Here is a 22,725-nt window from a genome sequence, read left to right on the forward strand (position 1 = left end):
CATGTATGCTTGGGATTTCCAGTTCCTCTGGAACTATCGATATCTGTTTGCCGAAGGGATGGGCGTCACGATCGGGTTCACGATCGCCGTCGTCATCCTCGGGATCGTCGTCGGCCTGATCACCGGGCTGATGATGCTGTCCCGCTTCCGGCTGCTGCGCTTCGTCGCGGCGGCCTATGTGGAGCTCTTCCGCTGCACGCCGCTGCTGGTCCAGCTGATCTGGTTCTACTATGCACTGCCGATCCTCTCGGGGATCCAGCTGTCCGGCGTCTCCGCCGGATTGATCGCGCTCTCCCTCTACGGCGGGGCCTTCTACGCCGAGATCATCCGCGGCGGGGTCGTGTCCATCGATGTCGGCCAGAGCGAGGCGGGCATGGCCCTCGGCATGACGCCCTACCAGATCATGAAGAAGATCGTCCTCCCGCAGGCGCTGAAACGCATGGCGCCGCCGATGCTGAACCAGTCGATCATCCAGCTCAAGAACACGTCCCTGATCTCGATCATCGCCGTTCCGGACTTGCTCTATCAGGGGCAGATCATCGCTCATGACAGCTACAAGCCGCTGGAAGTCTACACCGCCATCGCCCTTGCCTATCTCGCGATCCTGTTCCCGCTGACGGCACTGGCGCGCTACGGCGAAAAGAAGCTCTCGACCCGGGATTGAGCCATGGCCATTGAACCGAAGATCGAAGTCAGCGGCCTGCGCAAGAGTTTCGGCCCCCTGCATGTCCTGCGGGACATCAACCTCACCGTCGAGCCCGGCGGCGTGGTCGCGCTGATCGGCCCGTCGGGGTCGGGAAAGTCGACCCTGCTGCGCTGCCTCAACCTGCTCGTCACCCCCGACCGGGGAAGCATCCGCATCGGGGAGAACCGCTTCTCCTTCGGTCCCGGCACCTCGCCCCTCTCCAAGTACAAGCTCGCGGGGTTCCGCGCCAATACGGGCATGGTCTTCCAGCATTTCAACCTGTTTCCCCATCTGAGCGTCATCGGCAACATCACCGAGGCCCCGATGACCGTGCGCCGGATGCCGAAGGCCCAGGCCGAGGCGCTCGCCATGGAACTTTTGACCAAGGTGGGCCTGCCCGACAAGGCGCGCGACTTTCCGAGCCGGCTTTCCGGCGGCCAGAAGCAGCGCGTCGCCATCGCCCGCGCCCTCGCCATGCAGCCGGAAGTCATGCTCTTCGACGAGGCGACCTCCGCATTGGACCCCGAGCTCGTCGGCGAAGTGCTGGCGGTGATGCGTTCACTGGCGCATGACGGCATGACCATGGTCATCGTCACCCACGAAATGGCCTTCGCCCGGGAGGTCGCGGACAAGGTGATCTTCATGCGCGACGGCGTGATCGTCGAGGAAGGGCCTGCCAATCTCGTCATAGACGAGCCGCAGAACCCCGCCACCCGCGCCTTCCTGGCCCATTTCCATCGCAAGGACAGCGCGTAGGCGCAGACAGAATGCAGGGCGGGCGCCGCCAACGACGGACATCGCCTGCATGCGGCCAGCGGCCGCCAACCGTAAGAAGCTGAAGAGTGGGAGCAAGTGGAACAATGAGCATGACCAATCGACGAGAACTCCTGACGGCGGGGCTTGCCCTGTCGACCCTCGCGGTGCCGGCCGCGGCCGCGGCGCAGGACGGCGGCAAGGAAGGCGTGATGGACCGGGTCGCCCGCACGAAGGAACTTCGCATGGGGGCCGTGGCGGGCGGCGCGCCCTTCACCTACAAGGATCTTTCCAGCGGCGAGTGGAAGGGTTTCTGCATCGATTTCGCCAGGGACATCGCCGCCACCTTCGACGCGCAGCTGAAGATCGTCGAGACGACCTGGGGCAACGCCGTTCTCGACCTGGAGGCCGACAAGATCGATCTCTTCTTCGGCATGTCGCCGACGCCGAAGCGCGCGCTCGTGGTCGACTTCTGCAACTCCCTCTTCATGAGCGCCTTCGCGATGATCCGCAAGAACGGGTTCGAGGGCGTCAACTGGGTCGACCTCAACGATCCCTCGGTGACGATCGCCGTCGACGTCGGCTCGTCCCACGACCAGATCGTCACCCGCCTTTGCCCGAACGCCAACGTCATGCGCTTCAAGTCCGTGGACGAAGGCGTCGCGGCCGTCCAGGCAGGCCGGGCCGACTGCCAGATCGTGGACATCTTCCTTGCCCTGACGATGGTGCAGAAGAACCCGCAGCTCGGCAAGCTCGTCGTTCCGCAGCCCTCCTACGGCGCCTCCACCAACGGCGGCTTCCGCCGCGAGGACAGGGCGACCTGGCGGGACTTCATCAACGTCTGGATCAACTACCAGAAGAACATCGGCGGCATCCGCGAGATGGTGATCAGGAACATGGAAGCGATCGGCGTTTCCGCCTCCACCATTCCGGAAGGCCTCGACCTCTAGCCCAAGGCCGGCGGCCGCCGAAGGGCGGCCGCCGCGAAGCCCAATCCAGGACGCCTGCATGACAAAGCCTCATCACCCGGCGGAGCTGCCCCCGGACACCACCGACGAAGAGAGGGTCGAGCTCGAACGCGGACGCCGCCTCCTGCGGGCGATGGTCGATCTCGTGCGGCAGGCGTGCGCGGATGCGCGGGGCCCGTCGCAGGGCGGGGACGGCCGCCATGAATGACGTCGGTGCCCTGACGATCCGGGAGCTGCGGGAGGCGATATCCGCGCGCCGGCTTTCCGCCGTCGAGGCGACCCGGTACTATCTCGATCGCATCGACGCGAAGCAGGCGGCCCTCGCCGCCTACACATTCGTCGACCACGAGAGCGCGCTCGCCCAGGCCCGCGCCGTCGACGCCAAGGCGGCGCGCGGGGACGCCCTCGGCGCTCTCGCCGGCGTGCCCCTCTCGATAAAGGACATCATCGACGTCGAAGCCGTTCCGACGACGGCCTGTTCGCGATCGTCGCTCGGAACGGTGCCGGCCCGCGACGCCGAGGTCGTCGCCCGTCTCCGCGCCGGCGACGCCATCGTCATCGGCAAGGCCAACTGCCACGAATTCGCCTTCGGCGGACCGTCCTTCGACCTGCCCTTCCCGCCGGCCAGAAACCCCTGGAACCCCGAATATTTCCCGGGAGGCTCGTCGAGCGGATCGGGCGTGGCGATCGCCGCCGGCCTTTGCCTTGCCTCGATCGGCACCGACACGGCCGGCTCGATCCGCTCGCCGAGCGCCCATTGCGGCGTGGTCGGCCTGAAGCCCGGCTCCGGCAGCATCTCCAGGCGCGGCGTCCGCCCCCTGAGCGTCACCATGGACTATGTCGGGCCGATGGCCCGCAACGCGCGCGACTGCCGGACGGTCTACGATTGCATCGCGCAGCGGACCGGGCCGTCCCGCACCGCGGGCGCCGGCGGCAATCCCGCAGCCGGCGACTTCTCGGGCATCCGCCTCGGCCTGGCGACCGTCTCCTGGGCGCTGGAAAGCCGGCTCCATCCCGAGACAGGTGCGGCCTACGATCGCCTCGGCATGCTGGTGGAAGCCGGCGGCGGCACCATCAGGCAGGTCCGGCTCCCGTCGCTGGAACTGATCCACGCCGCCGCCTCCGTCGCCATGATGGCGGAGGTCGCCGCAAATCACGCCGGCGCGGTCCGCGCCCGGTACGGGGACTACGGCACCGTGTTCCGGACCCGGACGCTCGCCGGGGAATCGATCGGGTTCGACGACTATCTCGCGGCCCTCTCGCTGCGCGAGGAGCTGCACGATGCCGTCCTCGGGCTTTTCGACACGGTCGGCTTCATCGCGCTGCCCGTCTCGATGAACCCGCCGGGCAAGCTGACGGCGGTCGACCGCTTCTATTTCCTGGGCGAGCCGAACATCAACATCCTCGCCAATTTCCTGGATCTGCCGGCGATAACGCTGCCCTGCGGCCTTTCCGGCACGGGCCTGCCGATCGGCATGCAGATCCTCGGCCCCCGGGGCAGCGAAGCCGCCCTGTTCGACATAGCGGAGGGACTGGAACAGCACATCGCCTTCGACCTGACGCCCTGCCGGGCCGCGCGACCGGAGACGGCGCGCATGATGCCCGGCTAGCCTACGCCCGCCCGTTTTTCTTTCCCGCCAGCTGCACGCGTCGCCGCGTGCGGAGACCCTCGGCTCATGCGTTTTCCGGAGAAGCCCTTGAACATCCCCATGCCAGGAATGCGACCCCTCCCGATCGGGGGGAAGAGGGTCCGGGAGTGCGGACGGCCGGCGCATGGACGATGCCAGCTCCGCCGCCCTGCGCGGGATCGCGCGATCCGGCGGGGCGCGCAAATCCTCGCAGGAACGGGATCGGTGACATGACGGCGGACAGGCACATAGCGGTTATCGGCAGCGGCATCGTCGGAGCGTGCGTCGCCGCCGCGCTCTCGGCGGAGACGTACCGCGTCACGATCATAGAACCCGGCCCCGTCGGCGGAGAACAGGCGGCCAGCTTCGGGAACGGCGCCTGGATAAGCCCCGCCTCCGTCGTGCCCATGTCCGTGCCGGGCCTCTGGAAGAAGGTGCCGGGCTATCTGCTCGATCCGACCGGTCCCCTGACGATCCGCTGGCCGTACCTTCCCGCCATGCTGCCCTGGCTGGTGCGCTTCCTCCTCTCCGGTTTCACCGAAGCGCGGGTGGAGCGCACCGCGAAGGCGCTCGCCTCCCTGCTGTCCGACGCCCCGGCGCGGCACCGCGCGCTTGCCGCAAGGATCGGGCAGCCGGAGCTGATCGCCTCCCGCGGGCTGCTCTATGTCTATCCCGATCGCAGCGCCTTCGCATCGGACGGGCTCTCCTGGCGCCTGAGGCGGCAGAACGGCGTGCGCTGGACGGAATACGAGGGTGCGGCGCTGCGCGCCGTCGAGCCGGCGCTGGGCCCGGGCTACGATTTCGGAGCGCTCGTCGCCGAAGGCGCCCATTGCGTCGATCCCGGCGCATATGTCGCCTCGATCAAGGACCATGTCCTTGCCGGCGGCGGGCAGCTCGTGACGGCGGCCGCGACGGGCTTCTCCGTCGCGAAAGGACGTCTGAGAGGCGTCGAGACAAGCAAGGGCATGGTCGACTGCGACGCGGCGGTGATCTGCGCGGGGATCGGCTCGCGCAGGCTGGCGCGCTTGTGCGGGGACAACGTGCCGCTGTGCAGCGAGCGGGGATACCACGCCGTGATCGGAGGCTTGCATTCGGGGCCCTCCATTCCCGTCATGACGAGCGACAGCAAATCGGCCAACACGCCCACGCGTGCGGGGTTGAGGATCGCGGGACAGGTCGAGATCGCCCCGGTTCGCGCCTCGCCGGACTGGCGACGCGCCGACCTGTTGCTGAAGCACGCCGCCGCCACGTATCCCTCGATGCGCGACGCGCTGCAGGCCTGCGGGATAACGCGATGGATGGGGCACCGGCCCTCCACGCCGGACGGCCTGCCGGTGATGGATCGTTCTTCTCTCTCGCCGGACATCCTCCACGCCTTCGGCCACGGCCACGTCGGCCTGGCCGCCGCGCCCATGACCGCGCACATCGTGACGAGCCTGATCGGTAAACGAGAGCCCGCTTCCGACATCCGCCCCTTTTCGCTCAGGCGTTTCTCCGGCTAATTATTCGTGTCGCGTCGCACGGGAACCGCAATCTCGCCGCGCATGGATCAATCCGCACCGTTTGCTAGCTTGCCGCGTGATCACGCAGGTTCAGCAGGTCGAGCGTCAGGTGGCCGTCGCGCAGCTTCTCCCGGATGATCTCTTCCTGGGCAAGCCGGCTCAGCGTCGCTTCGAGAACCCGGTCGACGTCCGTGGCGGACACGACGCACACGCCGTCGTCGTCGGCGACGACGAGGTCGCCCGGCGCAACGCCGACGCTGCCGACCCAGATCGGCTTCGACAAGGATCCGGGCCGGATCTTCGTTGCACCGCGGATGGCAAGGTCGCGGGCCCAGACGGGAAACCGCATGCGCCGCAGTTCGGCTATGTCGCGGCACCCGCCGTCTATGACCGCCCCCGCGATGCCGCGCGAGAGCGCGGCCTCCGCCAATATGTCGCCGAGATAGCCGACCAGTTCCCCATGTCCGCACACGACGAGCACGTCGTCGCTGCCGGCCTCGGCGACCGCCCGATGGATCGCGAGATTGTCGCCCCTCTCGCATACGGCGGTGAAGGCCGTCCCCGCAATGCAGATCCCGCCGGTCATGGCACGCAGGCCGGGGGCGAGGTCGCCCTTCCGGCCGTAGGCTTCGTGCACCGTGGCAGCGCCGGCCCGTCTGAAGATTTCGAGCTTCTCCGCGTCAATCATCGATTTCCTCCATCAGTTCGATCCGGCATCCGGGAAAGGGCTCAAAAAAGGCGATCCGCCTGCGGCCGAAACCGCCGCGTATCTCGGCCGGTCCCCAGGTCAGATGCGCGCGCCAGTGCACGTCGGAAAGAAAGCCCTCGAGGTCGGCGACGGCGAAGCTGGCATGCAGGAAGCCGGGCGGGGCGCTTTCCGGCGCTTCGTCGTAGACAGCGTTCTCGAAGAAATTGATCCGCACGTCGCCAAGCCGGGCTTCCATGAAGGGCACCCCGTCGATGTCGTGCAGTGCGGTCTTCGACCAGCCCGGTACCGCGTCGGCATAAGCCCCGGCCGCCTCCACGCGGGGCACGCGGAACGCCAGATTCACCAGTTTGATGTCGTCGGAATTCACGTCGATACTTTCTGCACGAGCAGCCGGCAACGCCGTCCTCGCGCGTTCCGGTTCGGGCCTAGAGGAAAAGCGTGGCGCCGGCGTGCTGCGGGGCCTGCGCGACCTCATCGGAAAGACGCCGGGGAGCGCGGACGAATGCCGAGAGATCGACACGGGAAGCATCTGGGTGATTGATCTCGAAGAGATTGCCCGACGGGTCGCGTGCAAACATCTGCAGCTCTCCCGACGGAAGCAGCCATACGTCGGCATAGCGCGTGCCCTGTTCGAAGGCGTCGCGATCGAGCAGGGCGCGATAGACCGAGACGAAGTCTTCCGCCGTCACGGCGAAATGCTGGTAGGTCAGGACCCCCGCGTCGGGCCCGACCTTCTGGAGATGGAGCTGCACGTCGCCAAGCCGCAGCCAGCATACGGGAAAGCCGAAGTTCGGCGCGGCGATCCGCTCGCAGCCCAGGACCTCGCGGTAGAAGGTTTCCGAGGCGTCGAAATCCTTCGCCGGTATGCTGACGTGGTTGAAACGGACACCCGCGTTGGTGGCGATCATGACTGCTGGTCCTCCATGTGATATTCGATGACGTCGACGACCGCGCGTCACCGCGCGGCCCAGGCCAACCCTCTGGTCAGGATGCTGCGAACCGACGGGTGATCCAGCTCTTCGGGAACGTGCCCGAGCGCGCTGAAGAATACGCGTCCCTCTCCGAAGCGCTTTTTCCAGACGGTCGGCATCCTGACGCCCTCCAGCCACGGATAGGGGGTCGCGGAGAACGTGGTCTCGGCCAGCACCTGCACGGCAGGATCCACATGCAGGTAATACTGCTCGGATCGATGATCGAAATCCTCGATCCCTTCCATGACGGGATCGTCGCGCCCGGTCACCCGGACGCGGTAGTCGCGGATGCCGCCGGGTTCGGCCGCATAGGCGCCGCCGACGATGAAACGGAAGCGCTCGTTCCCGCGAAAGCCGTCGACCATGCCGCCGTGAAAGCCGCCGAGCCCCGTGCCCGACGCAACCGCCTGCCACAGCTTCCTGGAGGTTTCGACGCTCATCTCTCCCAGCGTCCAGTTCGGTACGATCAGATCGTAAGCCGAAAGATCGAGCCGATCGTACGCCGACAGGTCGTCGAACAGGTCCACCTCGTGGCCGACGGCCTCGAGCATGGCCTTGACCTTCCCGGCTGCCTCGAACGGGCGGTGCGGCGTATAGCCGCCCGAAATGATGATGGTCTTCTTCATGATGAACCTCGTTTTGCGCGATCGCGCGTCCTGCGGACCTTTCCGTTCATGCGGCCGACGGAGAGGGGAACACCTCGATGCGCTCGCCCGAGTTGCTGAGAACCGCGCAGTTGCCGAGCTCGTAGATGAAATCCACGGCCCTTTCGCTATCCAGAAAGACGTGCGTGTCGGCGTCGAGGACGCCCGCCTGCATCACGCCGATGCCGATACCGGCATAGTCCGCCAGCGTCCGCTCCATTTGCGCGTCGTCGATCTTCTCCTTGACGTGGTGAAAGCCCTCGCCGCGGCGGTCAATGTAGTCCTGATAGATCGTGGGGCCGGAAATCGGCTGGATGATCTCGAACTGCATGTCGCCGACCGTGGTGAACGCCACGAGAAACGAGAACGGCTCGGAGATCACCCTGCCGCCGACCCTGAGTTCGGAGACGTTGTCCTGATTGAAGGAATAGACCTCCCAGGGGCCGATCCCCAGCGTTTCGACCCACGCCGTCATCGATCGTCTGAGGTCGCTCGTCACGAATGCGAGCTGGTGGATGCGCCGCCGTCTATTGGCCTCGATCAATTCCTCATAGGTCCGCATCGTCGCTCCCCCTCGCAGCCGGTTCGGTGGCGTATTATGGTACTTAGATCTATATACTCAATAATTTTTGTTTTAAAAGAAAAAACTGCAGTCGGCGGTCCATTTGGAAACCGGTCGGCGCGAAGGCCGATTCATCAGCGTAGCCAGTGCTTTCCGCGTCCGGGCAGCATCGAATCTGTAAGTCGTGTTTGACAATCGGCGCCGATTCCAATAGAGATTGTCGAAATATCAAACACATACTATGAGAACGAAAATGACTGAGCCCGTTGACGAGCCAGACCGCAAGCCCGCCTCCGGCAACATCAAAACCCTGGAGAAGGGATTGGCGATACTCGACGAGATCATCGATTCATCCACGCCTCTCAAGCTGTCCGACATCATCCGGCGATTTGACATCGACCGGGCATCGGCCTTCCGTTTCCTCCAGACGCTGGAAAGCAAGGGCTTCCTGCGCAAGGATGCCGTCACCAAGGAATACGATGTCGGCGGGCGGCTCTACTATTGGGCATCGCGGCTGCGCGAGAAGACCAGGCTGATCAACTCGTTTCACGAGCGCCTGCAGGAGCTGGCCGATTCGGTCCAGCAAACCGCCCATCTCGGGCTTTTCATCAACAACCGCGTGCTGCTCGCCGATTTCGCGCTGTCGGCCTCGCTCGTGACCATCCGCCATCAGATCGGTGCGTTCGAGCCGATGCACAGTTCGGCGGCGGGCAAGGCCATCCTGGCGTTTCTGCCTCAGGACCGGCAGGACCGGATCATCGAGGGCATGGACCTCGTTGCGTTCACGAAGAATACGATCACGAGCCGGGACGCGCTGCGTATCGATCTCGCGCTGACGAGGGAGCGCGGCTATGCCATCGACGCCAGCGAGCTTCACGAGGGGCTGACCTGCGTCGCCCGCCCCCTGTTCAATGCGCGGGGCGAAGCCGTGGCGTCGGTGGGCGTGACCTCCGTGACGGCGCTGGTCAGCGGCGAGGCCGGCCGTTTCGAGAAGATCATCTCGGCATTGAAGAGCATCGACGACCGGATCCTCGAGTGATGCGGGCCCGGGCCGCGCCGCATCGGCGCGCTGCGGCCCGCGCGGGCGAATTCGGCATGCGCGTCTCTCAGCAGTACTCGTTGACAAATTTCGTCACCAGATATTCGCGGATCCCCTCGCTGCCGCCCTCATGGCCGTAACCGCTGTCGCGGACACCGCACATCGGCGTTTCGGGCAGGCCGAACGCCACGTGGTTGATGCCGACCATGCCCGAACGGATCCCGGCGGACAGGTCGCGCGCGTGCTTCAGGTCGGTCGTGAAGAGATAGGCAGCAAGGCCCAGCGGCAGACGGTTGGCTTCGGCGACGGCGTCGTCGACATCCGTGAACGTCGATAGAAGCGCGACCGGGCCGAACGGCTCGTCACGCAAGGCCGAGGCCGTGACCGGGGTATCCGCGATCACGGTCGGGGGATAGAAGAAGCCGGAGCCTTCGGGAACGACCCCTCCGGTCAGCAGCCTTCCGCCCTTCGCTTGCGCATCGCGGACCATCGCGTCGACGGCCTCACGTCTGCGCGCCGTCGCGAGAGGCCCCATTTGCGTCGCCTCGTCCAGGCCGGGGCCGACCGCAAGCCGGGCGGCGGCGGCGACAAAGCGTTCGGTGAATTGCCGGGCGATCCCCTGCTGAACGAGCAGGCGCGTGGGAGAAACGCAGACCTGCCCGGCATTGCGGAACTTCGTCCTCACCAGCGTTGCGACCGCATGCTCCAGGTCGCAATCGTCGAGTATGATGACGGGCGCATGCCCCCCGAGCTCCAGCGTGCATTTCTTCAGATGCTCGCCGGCAAGCCGCGCCACCTGCCGGCCGACAGCCACGGACCCGGTCAGCGAGACCTTCCGGATGACGCGGCTTTGCAGCAGCGCTTGCGAAATCGGCGGCGCATCTCCCGTCAGCAGGTTCAGCGCGCCTGCGGGGACGCCCGCCTCCAGGCATGCCAGCACCAGCGCCATCGCGCTGGCCGGTGTCTGTTCGGCGGGTTTCAGGACGGCCGTGCATCCCGCCGCGAGCGCCGTCGCGACCTTGCGTGTCGGCAGGATCAGCGGGAAGTTCCACGGTGCGAAGAGGGCGGACGGCCCCACCGGCTCGAACTCGGTGAACTGCCGCACCCCTTTCACCCGCGAGGGTATCAGCCGGCCATAGGTGCGCTTGCACTCCTCCGCGGCCCAGACGAACACATCCGCGGCGGCGTGCACCTCCGCTCTGGATTCGGCGAGCGGCTTGCCCTGCTCGAGGGTCATCCATCGCGCGATCGTGTCCGTGCGCTGGCGCAATATGGTCGCCGCCCGCGACAGCGTCTCGGCCCGCTCCCAGGCCGGGACGGCGGACCAGGCGTGGAAGGCGGAGCCGGCGGCTTCGATCGCCTCCTCAACCTGGGCAGGGCTGACGCCGGAAAGGCGCGCGATCACCTCGCCGGACGCCGGGTCGACGATCTCGTGCCGGTCGCCCGCGGCGCCGGGCTGCCAGGCGCCGGCGATGAAATGCTGCGGATCGGGATATTCGCGGTTCCACATGGTATGCGCCTCACAGATCCTGAGCCAGGTAATCGCGCTGCACGGCCTCGCACCAGCTGCCGACGTTCCAGCGGCCGAAGGAGCCGACATTGCCCGTGCCGTCCCGGTCCCACACGACGGGGACGTGCACCACCGTGAGGCCGGGATGGGCGATGGCGTCGAGGAGCGCTGCGCGTATGCCGGCCACGCTGTCGCCGCCGGCAATCGCCCTGACGCCCGCCACGGCCCGCGCCATGGCGAGGTAGTCCACCTCGACCACGTCGTCGGCCGTCCTGAAGTCGCGGCCGTACTGCGCGACCTGCAGGGAGCTGATCGCTCCCATCCGCCGGTTGTCGAGAACGACGAGGCATCCCCGTGCGCGATGCTCGGCGGCGTTGATCAGCACCTGCGGGTTCATCCAGAACGATCCGTCGCCGGTGACGGCAATGCCGTAGCGGGGGTCGTCGGCGATGCCGCTGGCGATCAGCGCGCTGGCCGCGAAGCCCATGTAGGAGGCGCCGCCATCGGTGAACGTCAGGCCGATGTGCGGATCGGCGCAAAGCTGCATCGCATTGGACTGCACGTCGCCCGCATCGAAGAATTTCGGCAGGGCGTGCTCGCCGGCGAAATCGATGACGGCCTTGATCGCGGCCGCCTGGGTCAGCACGGGCCGCTCCCAGCGGGCATCGGGGACGGCAGGTGCTGCGACCAGCGAATCGAGACGGGCTTTCCATTCGCGCTTCTTCTGCGTGCATTGCTCGAGCCATGCCCTCCGGTCCGGGTCCTGCGCGAGGCGCAGCGGCTCGCAGGCCGCGGCCAGCTCGTCCGCCACGAGGCCGATATCCCCGACCAGGGGCACCGTCTTGTTGTAGTGGACGGCGTCGTCGGGGTTCGCATTGATATTGATGACCGCTTCGGCCTTCTCGTATCCGAGCCCCGAGCAGTCCGACTGGCACACGCCGCGCGACCCGGCCAGGATGACGAGGTCGGCATTCGCCATCGCGAAGTTGCCCGAGATGCTGCCCTTGCCGCCACCCAGCAGCATGTTGTGATCGTGGTCATCGGCGATGAGGCCGTGGCTGACGGGTGCGACGACCACCGCTGCGCCGATGGCCTCGGCAAGCCGCTGCAGTTCCTTGCCGTACGATCGCGCGCCGCCGCCGGCCTTGATGACGATGCGCTTGTAGCGCGAGATCAGGTCGGTGGCCGGAGACAATGCGGAGGGATGGGCGCCGCCGATTCTCGTCGAGACCTTCGCCGGCAGGGCTTTCAGGTTGAAGCTCTCGATCCCGACCGGCTGAACGTTCATCGGCAGATGGATGTAGAACGGTCCGGGGCGGTAGGGATGGTTGACCCGCGCCGAGCCGCGCTTGAGCATGTCCCGCATGGCTTCCGGCGTGTGGAGGAGATAGGACTCGCCCATCAGCGCCGTCATGCGGCTGAACACGGCCTGCTCGTTCTTCGGGATCTGCTGCAGGTTGTGTCCCTCGCCGAACGTCGTCTCGTCCCCGTAGATATGGTAGAGGCCGACATGGTTGGTGATCGCGGTCAGCGAACCCGCCATCGCCTGCAAGGCGCCCGGCCCGATCGACGTCACGAGGGCTGCGACCTCTCCGTACTGCCAGCGCAAGGCGCTCGCCGCATGGGCCATCGCCACCTCGTTGTGAAACGCGAAGGTGCGGACGACGCCGGCCTGCTCGTAAACGCGCAGCACCTCGCCGAATGCGGTCGAACCGTGGCCGAAGACGGCCAGGTATTTCCGTACCCCCTGATTGAGCAGGCCGATGACCAGGGCCTCCGAGACCGAAAGCGCGACGACCGGCTCCAGCGCCCCGGTCTCGATCGCGTCCTGAACGCTCCCCGCCTTCGCTATCGCGCGTGCGCGTGCTTCCACCCTGATCATGTCCTCGGTCGTCCCCATCGCAATCAAGCTCCTTCCTGCCCGGCAGCACCCGGAAGGTGCTCGAATGTGATTGTTCATACATAACAATAATAATTGTTGTCAATGAACATTGCTGATTTCGCCTGTATTCGGACCGGCTGCATCGTGCGGAGGCCGGCAAGCGACTACGAGTATGCCGTAAATGCGATAATGGTAGGCATTCTTCCGCTGTAAAGCTTGTAAGGCTTCGGCGGGCTATTATCCTGTTCAGGCAGCAAAAGTCTTATATTTTTGTTTAAATATCAAAAACCTTACCACCGGTTGATACGGCTGCGGTAGGGCAGAGCCGGCGCCCGACGGTGAAACCGTTGCCGGTGCCGACCCGCGAAGGCCGCAAGGCGCCGTCTGTACGCCGCCGGTCAGCGGGCGTTGTCCTCGAGGATCAGGTCGGATGCCTTTTCCGCGATCATCACGGTCGCGGCGTGGGTATTGCCTCGCACCACGGTGGGCATGATCGATGCATCCACGACCCTGAGACCGCCAATGCCCCCGACCCTCAGGCGGGGATCCACGACCGCCGAACCGTCGACGCCCATCCGGCACGTCCCCACCGCATGAATGTCCGAACCGCCCTTCTCGCGGATGAACTCGATGAGCGCCTCGTCGCTTTCGACCGTCCGTCCTGGCTGGATCTCCGCCGTGATGTACGGCGCAATCGCCGGCTGGGCCACGATCTGCCGGACGAGCCGGATGCCGAAGAGCATCGCCCTGACGTCATACTCGGTCTGGAAGAAATTGAACCTTATCCGCGGGTGAGCGCCCGGATCCGCCGAGCGCAGGGTGATCGAGCCCCTTGCCTCCGGCGCGACGTGCTCGGGGCTGAGGCTGAACCCGGAATAGGGGTGCTGGCGGGCGCCCTTCGCCGTTCGCTCCGCCACGCTCCATGCCGCCATCGCCATCTGCACGTCCGGCCTGTCCATGCCCGGATCGCTGCGCGCAAATCCCCCGACATAGATGCCGGTCTCTGCGAGAAACCCCTTGCGGAATGCGGCATATCGCAGGGCGGCGAACATCTTGCGGACGAAGCTGTTGGCCAGATCGTTGATGGTGACCGGCCTGCTGCATCGGAACATGAGCTGGACGTTCGTGTGGTCCTGCAGGTTCCGGCCGACATTCGGATTGTCGACGCGGCAGGCGATGCCATGCTCGGCGAGATGCCGCGCGGGGCCGATGCCGGAGAGCATCAGCAGCTGCGGCGAGGCGATCGTTCCGGCCGAGACGATTGTTTCCCGCGCCTCCGCAACGAGCGACCTGCCCCCGGTCCTGAATTTCACGCCGCGAACCACGCCGTCCGAGACGACGAGCGCCTCGGCCGTCGCGGACGTGACGACCCGGAGATTCGGGCGCTTGCGGGCGGGAGCGAGATAGCCGCGCGCGGCGCTCCAGCGCCGCCCCTTGTGGACGTTCATCTGGTAGTAGCCGAAGCCGTCCTGCCGTTCCCCGTTGAAGTCCGGATTGGCCTCGAGCCCGGCCTCCAGGGCGGCTGCGCAAAGCGCATTGGGCAGCTCGTGGTCGAACGACTGGTCCGATACCTTGAGCGGGCCGCCGACGCCGTGATACGCGTCCGCGCCACGCGACTGGTCTTCCGCGCGCATGAAGTAGGGTAGGACATCGGCATAGGACCACCCCGTACAGCCGGCGTCCGCCCAGTCGTCGAAATCGAGGCGGTTGCCGCGCACATACATCATGCCGTTGATCGAGCTGGAGCCGCCGAGCACCTTTCCCCGCGGCTGATAGGTGTTGCGGCCCTTCATGCCGGGCTCGGGCTCGCTCTCGTACATCCAGTTATAGCGGGGATCCGTATAGAGCTTCGAATATCCGAGAGGCAGGTGGATCCACGGGCTGGTGTCGCGGGGGCCGGCTTCGAGGAGCAGGACGCGATGGCGCCCGCTCTCGCTCAGCCGCCCGGCGAGGACACTGCCCGCCGACCCGGCGCCGACGACGATGAAATCGTAGGGGCCGCCGTCGAGGCTTTCGACTGTCTCGTCATCGTTCATTGTCGTTCCAGATCTCCGAATGTATCGCAGCTAGCCGTCTGCCCGCTTGGACCCCGATTTCAGCAGGGAGACCACAGCGACCATCGCGATGAGAAGCAGCATGGTGGAAATCGCCGCGACCGTGGGATCGATCCTGTCGCGCAGGGCGCTGAACATCACCTTCGGCAGGGTTGCGTTGGAGCCGGAGGAAATGAACATCGCCACGACGACCTCGTCGAGCGACGTGACGAAGGCGAGCAGCGCGGAGGCGAACAGCGGCGCCTTGATCTGCGGAATGATGACGTCCTTCCAGATGGTCAGGCGGCCCGCCCCGAAGCTTTCGGCCGCCCGCTCGTGATTGGCGTCAAAGGTGGCGAAGGCCGCGCTCATGATGACGAAGACGACCGGAATGGCGAGAGCGGTATGGCCCAGCACCAGGCCCGTCATCGTGCCGATGAGATTGATCTGCGCCAGGACGAAGAAATAGCCGATGGCGACCAGAATGGAGGGCACGATCGCGGGCATCAGCAGAAAGGCGCCGACGACGATCTTCATGCGCAACGGCAGCAACCGCGCCGCGTAGGCCGCCAGCGTGCCCACCGGCACGGAAAGCACGGCGGTGGAGACGGCGGCGATCAGCGAGGCCCGCGCGGCCTGCAGCCATGCCAGGGAGCCGAAGAAGCCTTCATACCATCGCATCGAGAAGTCGCGCGGCGGGAACTCCAGGTACTCCGACGACGAGAAGGACATGGGGATGACGATCAGCGACGGCGCGATGAGGAAGAACATCATCGCCAGGGCGAAACTCCACCCCGCCCAGGCGAGCGCGCGGTTGCGGGCAAATCCGTCAAGCATGGCCGCCTCCCGCGCGCCCCTGCGCCAGCCTGCGGATCAGCAGGCTTACTGCCAGGAGCGCCAACGTCGACAAGAGCAGCACGACGCCGATGGCGGCGGCGGCCCCGAAGTTGGAATATGTCGACAGGCTGCGTGCGATGCGCATCGAAATGGCCTGAACGTTGCCGCCGCCCAGGATCGCCGGCGTGACATAGAAGCCGAGGCTCATGACGAAGACGAGCGTCGCGCCCGCGACGATGCCCGGCAGCGCGAGGGGCAGGAACACCTTGCGATAGGTATAGGTGCGCGAGGCTCCCATGCTGGCAGCCGCCCGGATGAGGCTGCGGTCGATGTCGCGCATGGCGCCGATGACCGGGAGCAGGAATATCGGCAGCATGATGTGGGTCATGCCGAGGACCGTCGAGAAGGTGTTGAAGGCCAGCGGCAGGGGCTCGTCGATGACGCCCGCGGACATCAGCCAGTTGTTGACGAGGCCGTTGCGCTGGAGGATGACCAGCCATGCATAGGCCCTGACCAGAAGCGACGTCCACAGCGGGAAGAGGATGGCGCCGATGAACAGGGCCGCCGACCGCCGCCCCAGCGATGCGATGAACGTCGCGAGCGGAACGCCGAGGAGGACGCAGCAGATAACGGTCTGCGCGCTGACCAGAAAGGTCGTCACGAATATACGGCGATAGCTGACCTGGTCGATCAGGCGCTCGTAGTTGACGGCGCTGAGCCGGCCCGCATCGTCGAAGGAGGAGAGGTACAGCAGCCACAGGCAGGGTAGCGCGACGCAGAGGAAGACGATCGCGAGGCCCGGCATCAGGCCGAGATACGGCCGGAGGGACGGCCCGAAGATCCCGGTCAGCCTCCCCTCGCCCCGAGCCGGCACGGTACCGGCCGATGTCGCCGAGGCGCTCATGGATCCACCCGCAGGAAATGGATGTCCTCGTGCCGGACATACAGCGTCACCTCCGCGCCGCCGGTGAGGGAGGCGACGCGCCGCGAGTCCGCGCGCTGTATGCGCACGTCGAACGGCAGTCCGCCGGCGGTGGTCAGCCTGGCGAGCCAGCTGTCTCCCTGGAACACCACCGCCGCCACCGTCGCCGTGGTCTGGCTGCACGGCTCCCGCGCGGCCGGCTCCAGCCGGAAGTCCTCTCCCCGGATCATGACCAGGTCGAGGTTCGCGGCCGGTGCGGGCGGCAGGTTCGAGAAAGCGCGCCCGGCATCGCCGCGGCTGAAGACGACGGCCTCGCCGAGGAACCGGGCGACGAACTCGCTGGAGGGCTCGCGATAGATGCGTTCGGGCGTATCGATCTGCATGATCTCGCCCTTGCTCATGACGGCGATGCGGTCCGCCATCGTAAGCGCTTCGCGCTGGTCGTGGGTGACGTAGAGCGTCGTGATGTGAAGCTTCTCGTGCAGCTCGCGGATTTCGATCTGCATCTCCTCGCGCAGCGACTTGTCGAGCGCGGACAGGGGCTCGTCCATCAACAACACCTGCGGCTCATAGACGATGGCGCGGGCGAGAGCGACGCGTTGCCGCTGCCCGCCGGAAAGCGCTGCGATCGGGCGGTCGCCGTAGCCGCCGAGCTTGACGGTTTCCAGCACCTGTTCGGTGCGGCGCGCAACCTCGGACCTCGCTATCTTGCGCAGCCTGAGCGGAAAACTGACATTCTCGAAGACGGTCATGTGCGGGAAAAGGGCGTAGTTCTGGAAGACCACGCCGAATCCCCGCCTGTTGGCCGGGTCTCCGAGAACCTCCCGGCCGCGCACGCGGATCGATCCGCTGTCGGGCTGGATGAAGCCCGCCAGCGCCATCAGGAGCGTGCTCTTGCCCGAGCCGGACGAGCCAAGCACGGCCACGAATTCACCGGGCCGCATCGACAGGTCGACGTTCCGCAGGGCGGTGAAATCCCCATAGGTCTTGGTCAAACCCGAGATGTCGATGTCGGCGCCGGTATCGGCGTGTCCGGCAAGCGCGCCCGATGGGCGCGCTCCGTTGAATGCTAAGGCCATATTGGATGTATCCTGTCTCGACTGCGCCCGGAAATCACTCGGTCATCATGTCCTCATACATAGCCTTGACCCTGTCGTTGTTGTCCAGCCACCAGCCGATGTTCTGAATGATGAGACCGTCCGAGTATTCGGGGTTGGTCGGCAGGACCTTCGCCGCCTCGGAATCGATGACGCCGATCGAGAAGGCCTCGGGGATGACAGGACCGTAGTTGGTGTACTTGCTCATCTCCGCCTGCGAGCGCGCATTGGACATCTCCGCGATCATCTTCATCGCCAGATCCTTGTTCGGCGCACCCTTCGGAACGGCAAGGCAATCCGTCGCCAGGATGCCCTGGTTGAAGGTGTAGTCGACGGCGCCGCCTTCCTTGCGGGCGAATTCGAAGCGGCCGTTCCAGCCCGTGGTCATGTCGATCTCGCCGTCCTTCATGAACTGGCCATGTTGCGCGCCCGACGACCACCAGACGGCGATATGCGGCTTCAGCGCGCGGATCTTGTTCAGGGCGCGCTCCAGGCCCTCGTCCGTCGCCATGACGTCGTAGAGTTCGGCGGCGGGGACACCGTCGCCGAGCAGGGCGGCCTCGATCTGCGTCTCGGCGTTGGAGCGCATCGCGCGACGACCGGGGAACTTCTCGACGTCGAAGAAGTCCTGCCAGGTCTTCGGCTGTTCGCCGGAGTAGGTCTTGGTGTTCCACGCCATGACCGTCGCGTAGCCGTAGACGCCGACGCAATAGTCCGAGGTCGTGCCGGGCAGGAACTTCGACCTGTCGATGACCGAGTAGTCGAGGGGCTCGAGGATGCCCTCGCGGCCGCCGAGTTCGCCTTCGTAATCGGCGAGGAAGACGATGTCGGCCGTCACGTTCCCGGCGCCGACCTGCAGGCGCACCGCCGGAAGGCCCTCGTCGGTCGTCTCCTCCTTCACCGCGATGCCGAGAGCCTCGCCGGCGGGCCCCCACAGCGCCGCCTTGCCGCCGGCGAAAACCGTGCCGCCGGGAGAAAGCACGGTGACGGTTCCTTCGGCAAGAGCCGGTGAGACGCCAAGGCACGCCACAGCCGCGAGTGCCGGCATAATCTTCTTCGTGAAAGCCATGTGTTCCCCTTTCGATGTCAAGGCCGTTGGTATTTGTTATATGGACAACGTTTGTACCATTTAAGTAAACCGGGTCATGCCTGGCTTGTCAAGCCGATCTTTTGGTCGCTGTTTCCGGTCCGAGCAGCAGGCGTGGCCGTCGTAAGGCCCCGACTACTGCGCTAAAACGCGCTGAATTACGCCGAAATTGCAATTTTGCGGTGAAATGGGTGTGATCGGGCGCGATTCTCGCTCCCTTCAGCGCGGTCCTGCTGGATCAAGAATTGCACAAGCAGTGATTTCGCCAATAAGATCGTGTTTTATATAGATTTTCCTCCTATCTTCGGCCCGGTATCGCGGCGTTATCTACGACACGACGCAAGGCACGTAGCGTGATCACGGCATCAAATGAAATTTCAACATGTGTTGTTTTAATAGGTACAAGAAGCCACTGAAGCGCGGCGCAGACGTGCATCGCGTCCATGGCTGAAAGGCCTCCGTGACGTCCCGCGCAGGCGCGCCGGGACGATCCTGCGCGTTCCCCCGCCGATGGCCGGGCAATGCGCGGCCGGCATGGCGGGAAAGCTCAACCCGAGGCGGCGGGGCAGGCCGGCACGCCCCAGTCGCTCCATATCTTGGCAATCGCGGCATAGTCCTCGCGGCCATATCCGGATGCGGCGGCGATGTCGTAGACGGTCTGCGACGCCTGGATCGCAAACAGCGGCACGCCGCAGTCCTGCGCCAGCGCGAGCGCGAGCACCGAATCCTTGCGCGCCGCATCGAGGGGCATGCCGCCCGCATAATCCCCCTTGAGGATGCGTTGCGCGTAGCGGAAGGTCAGGGGACGGTGCAGGCCCATCTGCACGTCGGACAGAAGGCCGACGAGCTTCTGGATGTCGACGCCGGTGGCGGTGGCCATGGCACCCGCCTCGGCGACGACGACCATCACGGCATGGGCGACGGCGTTGTTGATCACCTTGGCGGCGGCACCGGTTCCGAGCGGCCCGAACGTGATCAGCCTGTCGGAAATGGCGTTAAGCACCGGCCTGACCGCCTCGATATGCTCTTCCTCGCCGCCGATCAGCAGCATCGCCGTGCCGGTCTCCATCTGGCTGACGCCGGCCATGACGGACGCATCGACCAGTGCGATGCCGTGGGGCAGCAGCAGCCTGCTCGCCGCCGCTATGTCCGCCGGATTGACCGTGCTGGTTTCCACCACGACGCTGCCCCTCGGCAGATGCGGAGCGATCTGCTTCAGCACGCCGGCGGAGGCTGCGGGACTGGGCAGCGAGAGCACGACGATCCGGGTCTCGGCCAGCTCCTCGGGGCTGCCGATGGCGACGGCCGAGAACTCCGCGACGGCCCGGTCCACCATGTCCCTGTTCAGGTCGGCTACCTGCAGCGGAAACGCGCCGGCAATCCGTCTGGCGATCGGAAAGCCCATGTTGCCCAACCCGTAAAGGGCGACTTTTTCGTTTGGTCTCATTGTGTTCATCACCGGAAACGAGGTTACTTGGCAATCGGCAGCGGCTTCTCGTGCAGGCCGAAGAACATGCTCTTGACCTGGCAATAGAGCCGCAGGCCGTCGATGCCCTTCTCGCGGCCGAGACCGCTGTCCTTGAAGCCGCCGAAGGGGGTTGTGGTCACGGATTGCTTGTATGTGTTGACCCAGACGGAACCGGCATCGAGCGCGCGGCCGATGCGCCATGCCTTCTTGAAGTTCTCCGTCCAGATGCCGCAGGCGAGGCCGAAGGGCGTGCCGTTGGCTTTTTCGATCAGGTCCGCCTCGTCCCGGAACGGGATGGCGACGAGGACCGGACCGAAGGCCTCCTGCTGGCAGGTCCGGGAATCGGCGGGCAATCCGTCGATGACCGTCGGCAGATAATATGCGCCCTTCGCGTATTGCTCGCCTTCGGGAGCCCTGCCGCCGCACAGGACGCGACCGCCTTCGGCGCGCGCGCGTTCGACAAAGGCGTGGACCCGGTCGCGGTGATGAAACGACGCCAGCGGACCGACCTCGACGCCCGGCGCGTCGGGCGCGGCGACGACTATGCGTCTGGCGCGCTCGACCACCTGCGCAAGCACCTCGTCATAGATGTTTTCCTCGATGAACAGCCGCGACCCGGCGACGCAGGACTGGCCCGACGAGCCGAAGATGCCCGCGGCGACGGCCGCGACCGCGTGTTTTCGGTCGGCGTCGGCGAAGACGATATGGGGCGACTTTCCGCCCAGCTCCAGCGCTGCCGGTATCAGGCGGCTGCCGGCCATGCTGCCGATCGCCCGCCCCGTCGAGGTCCCCCCGGTGAACGAGATCATGCGCACGCCGGGATGGGAGACCAGCGCCGCGCCGATCGCGCCGCGCCCCTGGACGACCTGCAGCATGTCCCGCGGCAAGCCGGCCGCCAGCGCGATGCGCAGGAGCTCCGGCGCCAGAAGCGGCGAATCCTCCGATGGCTTGAGGATGACGGCATTCCCGGCCGCCAGCGCGGGCGCCACCTTCGTGGTGTCGTTCATGATCGGCGAATTCCACGGCGTGATCGCCGCGACGACGCCGTGAGGTTCCAGGACCGTCAGCGAAACGTAATCTCCGCGGCGCGGGGTGACGTCCGTTTCCAGCGTCTCGCAGACCGAGGCGTAGTAATGGAAGGCGCCGACAGCATAGTCCACCATGCTGCGGCACTCCGAAAGCGGCTTGCCGTTGTCCCTCATCTGCAGCGTGGCGAGCGCCTCCTTCTCAGCCTCGAGGCCGTCGGCAATGGCGCGCAGCACCGCGGAACGGCTGTGCGGAAGCAAATCCTTCCAGCCGGATGTGCGATAGGCATGCCGGGCGCGCGCCACCACGGCGTCGAGCTCGTCGATCGTGGTGATCGGCACGCGGCCGGCTTCCTCGCCATTGGAAGGGTCTATGCTCACCAGCATGTCGGGGGTGGTATGCGTGTTCATGCGGCCAGGCCCATGTCCTTGGAAATCGTCTCGCGACGGTGTACGGCTGTGCCGGGTCTGGCCGACCGCGGCGAGGTCCATACGGTTGATCCGGACCCTTGCGCCGGTGCCCAAGGGCCGCGAAGCCGGCTCCATTTGCCGGCTCAGGCTGGGCGGACTATATGAGCGCCGTGAACCCCCGCAAGTTCTTTCGGGGCGCCGATCGCGTCGCCCTTCAGGATGACATGCATGCCGCGAAGATTATCGATAATCGTACGGTGACCCCATGAGCGTTCACGGAACCACCACGGCAGAAGCCGTCTCGCTGGTCGTCGGCGAGCTCGAGCGGGACATCATTTTCGGAAGCTTCCTGCCGCGGCAGCGCCTCTACGAAGACGAGTTCATCCTGCGCTTCGATACCAAGCGCCACATCGTGCGTGCCGCCCTGCAGGAGCTCGAACGGCGCGGAATCGTCGAGAGACATCCCAACAGGGGTGCCGTCGTGCGCCACTTCTCCCGCGAGGAAGTCGCTGCGCTCTACGAATTGCGCGCGATCCTTCACGACGCCGCGGCCCGGCGCATGAGGCTGCCTGCCGATCCGTCATGGCTCGACGCCTTGCGCACCGCGCAGGAGCAGCACGCGAAGGCGGTCGCGGGCGGCGACCTGGGCGAGATTTTCGCCGCCAACAGCCAATTTCACCGCAGGCTTTTCGAGGGCACGGGCAATTCCTACCTCGTTGAGGCCATCGATCTGTCAAACGCGAAAACCCACGGCATCCGTTCCCACGGCCTCGGCGTTCCCGGCCTGCCGGAGAAGGCTCGCGACGAGCACCTGGCCATGATCGAGGCTATCGAGGCCGGCGACCTGGAGAAACTGGCGTTCCTTTGCGTGGCGCACATGAACCCCGCGAGGGCGTTCTACGAAGCAAAGTATTGCCGGCCCGGTTAGGTGCAGCAGTCGCAGGCGTGGCTTGCCGGAGGGGAGTTGAACGGGATCAACGTGAGGTCCAACC

General features: G+C 65.9%; 22 protein-coding genes. 8 read left to right on the top strand and 14 right to left on the bottom strand.

Annotated elements, in window-relative coordinates; genetic code table 11:
* Position 1: 1 nt before the first annotated feature.
* The 6 genes from NNZ72_RS03960 (at position 2) to NNZ72_RS03985 (ending at position 5,536) form a co-directional block, all read left to right on the top strand.
* Positions 2-664: an amino acid ABC transporter permease gene (locus NNZ72_RS03960; RefSeq protein WP_257313029.1), complete on the top strand. Its 663-nt coding sequence runs from the start codon at positions 2-4 to the stop codon at positions 662-664.
* 3 nt (positions 665-667) lie between these two features.
* Entirely contained in the window at positions 668-1,441 is a 774-nt protein-coding gene (locus NNZ72_RS03965; protein WP_257313033.1) for an amino acid ABC transporter ATP-binding protein, read from the top strand.
* A gap of 110 nt (positions 1,442-1,551) precedes the next feature.
* Entirely contained in the window at positions 1,552-2,388 is an 837-nt protein-coding gene (locus tag NNZ72_RS03970; RefSeq protein ID WP_257313036.1) for a transporter substrate-binding domain-containing protein, read from the top strand.
* A 58-nt stretch (positions 2,389-2,446) separates the two neighbouring features.
* The gene (locus tag NNZ72_RS03975; protein WP_257313039.1) at positions 2,447-2,614 is read left to right on the top strand and encodes a hypothetical protein; all 168 of its coding nucleotides are present in this window, start codon (positions 2,447-2,449) and stop codon (positions 2,612-2,614) included.
* The gene (locus NNZ72_RS03980; protein ID WP_257313042.1) at positions 2,607-4,016 is read left to right on the top strand and encodes an amidase; all 1,410 of its coding nucleotides are present in this window, start codon (positions 2,607-2,609) and stop codon (positions 4,014-4,016) included. The genes NNZ72_RS03975 and NNZ72_RS03980 overlap by 8 nt, the downstream gene beginning before the upstream one ends.
* Before the next feature lie 248 nt (positions 4,017-4,264).
* Complete coding sequence (locus NNZ72_RS03985; protein WP_257313045.1) at positions 4,265-5,536, top strand: NAD(P)/FAD-dependent oxidoreductase; 1,272 nt, start codon at positions 4,265-4,267, stop codon at positions 5,534-5,536.
* Between the two features lie 64 nt (positions 5,537-5,600).
* Here the strand turns inward: NNZ72_RS03985 and NNZ72_RS03990 are convergent, their stop codons facing one another.
* The 5 genes from NNZ72_RS03990 to NNZ72_RS04010 are packed head-to-tail and all read right to left on the bottom strand — an operon-like array spanning position 5,601 to position 8,422.
* Positions 5,601-6,224 (bottom strand): 4-carboxy-4-hydroxy-2-oxoadipate aldolase/oxaloacetate decarboxylase, encoded by a 624-nt coding sequence (locus NNZ72_RS03990; protein WP_257313049.1) that lies wholly within the window; start codon positions 6,222-6,224, stop codon positions 5,601-5,603.
* Positions 6,217-6,612 carry a VOC family protein gene (locus NNZ72_RS03995; RefSeq protein WP_257313054.1) on the bottom strand — a complete coding sequence of 132 codons (396 nt, stop codon included), beginning with the start codon at positions 6,610-6,612 and terminating at the stop codon, positions 6,217-6,219. The genes NNZ72_RS03990 and NNZ72_RS03995 overlap by 8 nt, the downstream gene beginning before the upstream one ends.
* Positions 6,613-6,670: 58 nt before the next feature.
* The gene (locus NNZ72_RS04000; protein ID WP_257313057.1) at positions 6,671-7,153 is read right to left on the bottom strand and encodes a VOC family protein; all 483 of its coding nucleotides are present in this window, start codon (positions 7,151-7,153) and stop codon (positions 6,671-6,673) included.
* 47 nt (positions 7,154-7,200) lie between these two features.
* On the bottom strand, positions 7,201-7,842 hold the full coding sequence (locus NNZ72_RS04005; RefSeq protein ID WP_257313059.1) for a ThuA domain-containing protein: 642 nt from the start codon (positions 7,840-7,842) through the stop codon (positions 7,201-7,203).
* Between the two features lie 46 nt (positions 7,843-7,888).
* Positions 7,889-8,422, bottom strand: coding sequence for a VOC family protein (locus tag NNZ72_RS04010; protein WP_257313062.1), 534 nt, complete (start codon positions 8,420-8,422; stop codon positions 7,889-7,891).
* A 253-nt stretch (positions 8,423-8,675) separates the two neighbouring features.
* On the opposite strand from NNZ72_RS04010, the gene NNZ72_RS04015 reads away from it, so the two are divergent.
* Positions 8,676-9,461 (top strand): IclR family transcriptional regulator, encoded by a 786-nt coding sequence (locus tag NNZ72_RS04015; RefSeq protein WP_257313065.1) that lies wholly within the window; start codon positions 8,676-8,678, stop codon positions 9,459-9,461.
* Between the two features lie 67 nt (positions 9,462-9,528).
* On the opposite strand, the gene NNZ72_RS04020 is transcribed toward NNZ72_RS04015, so the two are convergent.
* From NNZ72_RS04020 to NNZ72_RS04060, 9 genes are all read right to left on the bottom strand, one after another.
* Complete coding sequence (locus NNZ72_RS04020; RefSeq protein WP_257313067.1) at positions 9,529-10,971, bottom strand: NAD-dependent succinate-semialdehyde dehydrogenase; 1,443 nt, start codon at positions 10,969-10,971, stop codon at positions 9,529-9,531.
* 10 nt (positions 10,972-10,981) lie between these two features.
* Complete coding sequence (locus tag NNZ72_RS04025) at positions 10,982-12,871, bottom strand: thiamine pyrophosphate-dependent enzyme (protein WP_257313069.1); 1,890 nt, start codon at positions 12,869-12,871, stop codon at positions 10,982-10,984.
* Positions 12,872-13,251: 380 nt separating this feature from the next.
* Complete coding sequence (locus NNZ72_RS04030; RefSeq protein ID WP_257313071.1) at positions 13,252-14,889, bottom strand: GMC family oxidoreductase; 1,638 nt, start codon at positions 14,887-14,889, stop codon at positions 13,252-13,254.
* Between the two features lie 30 nt (positions 14,890-14,919).
* Positions 14,920-15,723: an ABC transporter permease gene (locus tag NNZ72_RS04035; protein ID WP_257313073.1), complete on the bottom strand. Its 804-nt coding sequence runs from the start codon at positions 15,721-15,723 to the stop codon at positions 14,920-14,922.
* Complete coding sequence (locus NNZ72_RS04040; protein WP_257313076.1) at positions 15,716-16,627, bottom strand: ABC transporter permease; 912 nt, start codon at positions 16,625-16,627, stop codon at positions 15,716-15,718. Before NNZ72_RS04040 ends, NNZ72_RS04035 begins: the two co-directional genes overlap by 8 nt.
* The gene (locus tag NNZ72_RS04045) at positions 16,624-17,724 is read right to left on the bottom strand and encodes an ABC transporter ATP-binding protein (protein WP_257313079.1); all 1,101 of its coding nucleotides are present in this window, start codon (positions 17,722-17,724) and stop codon (positions 16,624-16,626) included. Before NNZ72_RS04045 ends, NNZ72_RS04040 begins: the two co-directional genes overlap by 4 nt.
* A gap of 34 nt (positions 17,725-17,758) precedes the next feature.
* The gene (locus tag NNZ72_RS04050; protein WP_257313080.1) at positions 17,759-18,724 is read right to left on the bottom strand and encodes an ABC transporter substrate-binding protein; all 966 of its coding nucleotides are present in this window, start codon (positions 18,722-18,724) and stop codon (positions 17,759-17,761) included.
* 652 nt (positions 18,725-19,376) lie between these two features.
* Positions 19,377-20,285 (bottom strand): NAD(P)-dependent oxidoreductase, encoded by a 909-nt coding sequence (locus tag NNZ72_RS04055; RefSeq protein WP_306766172.1) that lies wholly within the window; start codon positions 20,283-20,285, stop codon positions 19,377-19,379.
* A gap of 14 nt (positions 20,286-20,299) precedes the next feature.
* Positions 20,300-21,733, bottom strand: coding sequence for an aldehyde dehydrogenase (locus tag NNZ72_RS04060; RefSeq protein WP_257313084.1), 1,434 nt, complete (start codon positions 21,731-21,733; stop codon positions 20,300-20,302).
* Between the two features lie 265 nt (positions 21,734-21,998).
* On the opposite strand from NNZ72_RS04060, the gene NNZ72_RS04065 reads away from it, so the two are divergent.
* A complete protein-coding gene (locus tag NNZ72_RS04065; protein WP_257313087.1) occupies positions 21,999-22,661 on the top strand; it encodes a GntR family transcriptional regulator in 663 nt (220 codons plus the stop codon).
* Positions 22,662-22,725 lie beyond the last annotated feature (64 nt).

It is taken from the genome of Shinella pollutisoli (assembly GCF_024609765.1).
GTDB classification, from domain to species: domain Bacteria; phylum Pseudomonadota; class Alphaproteobacteria; order Rhizobiales; family Rhizobiaceae; genus Shinella; species Shinella pollutisoli.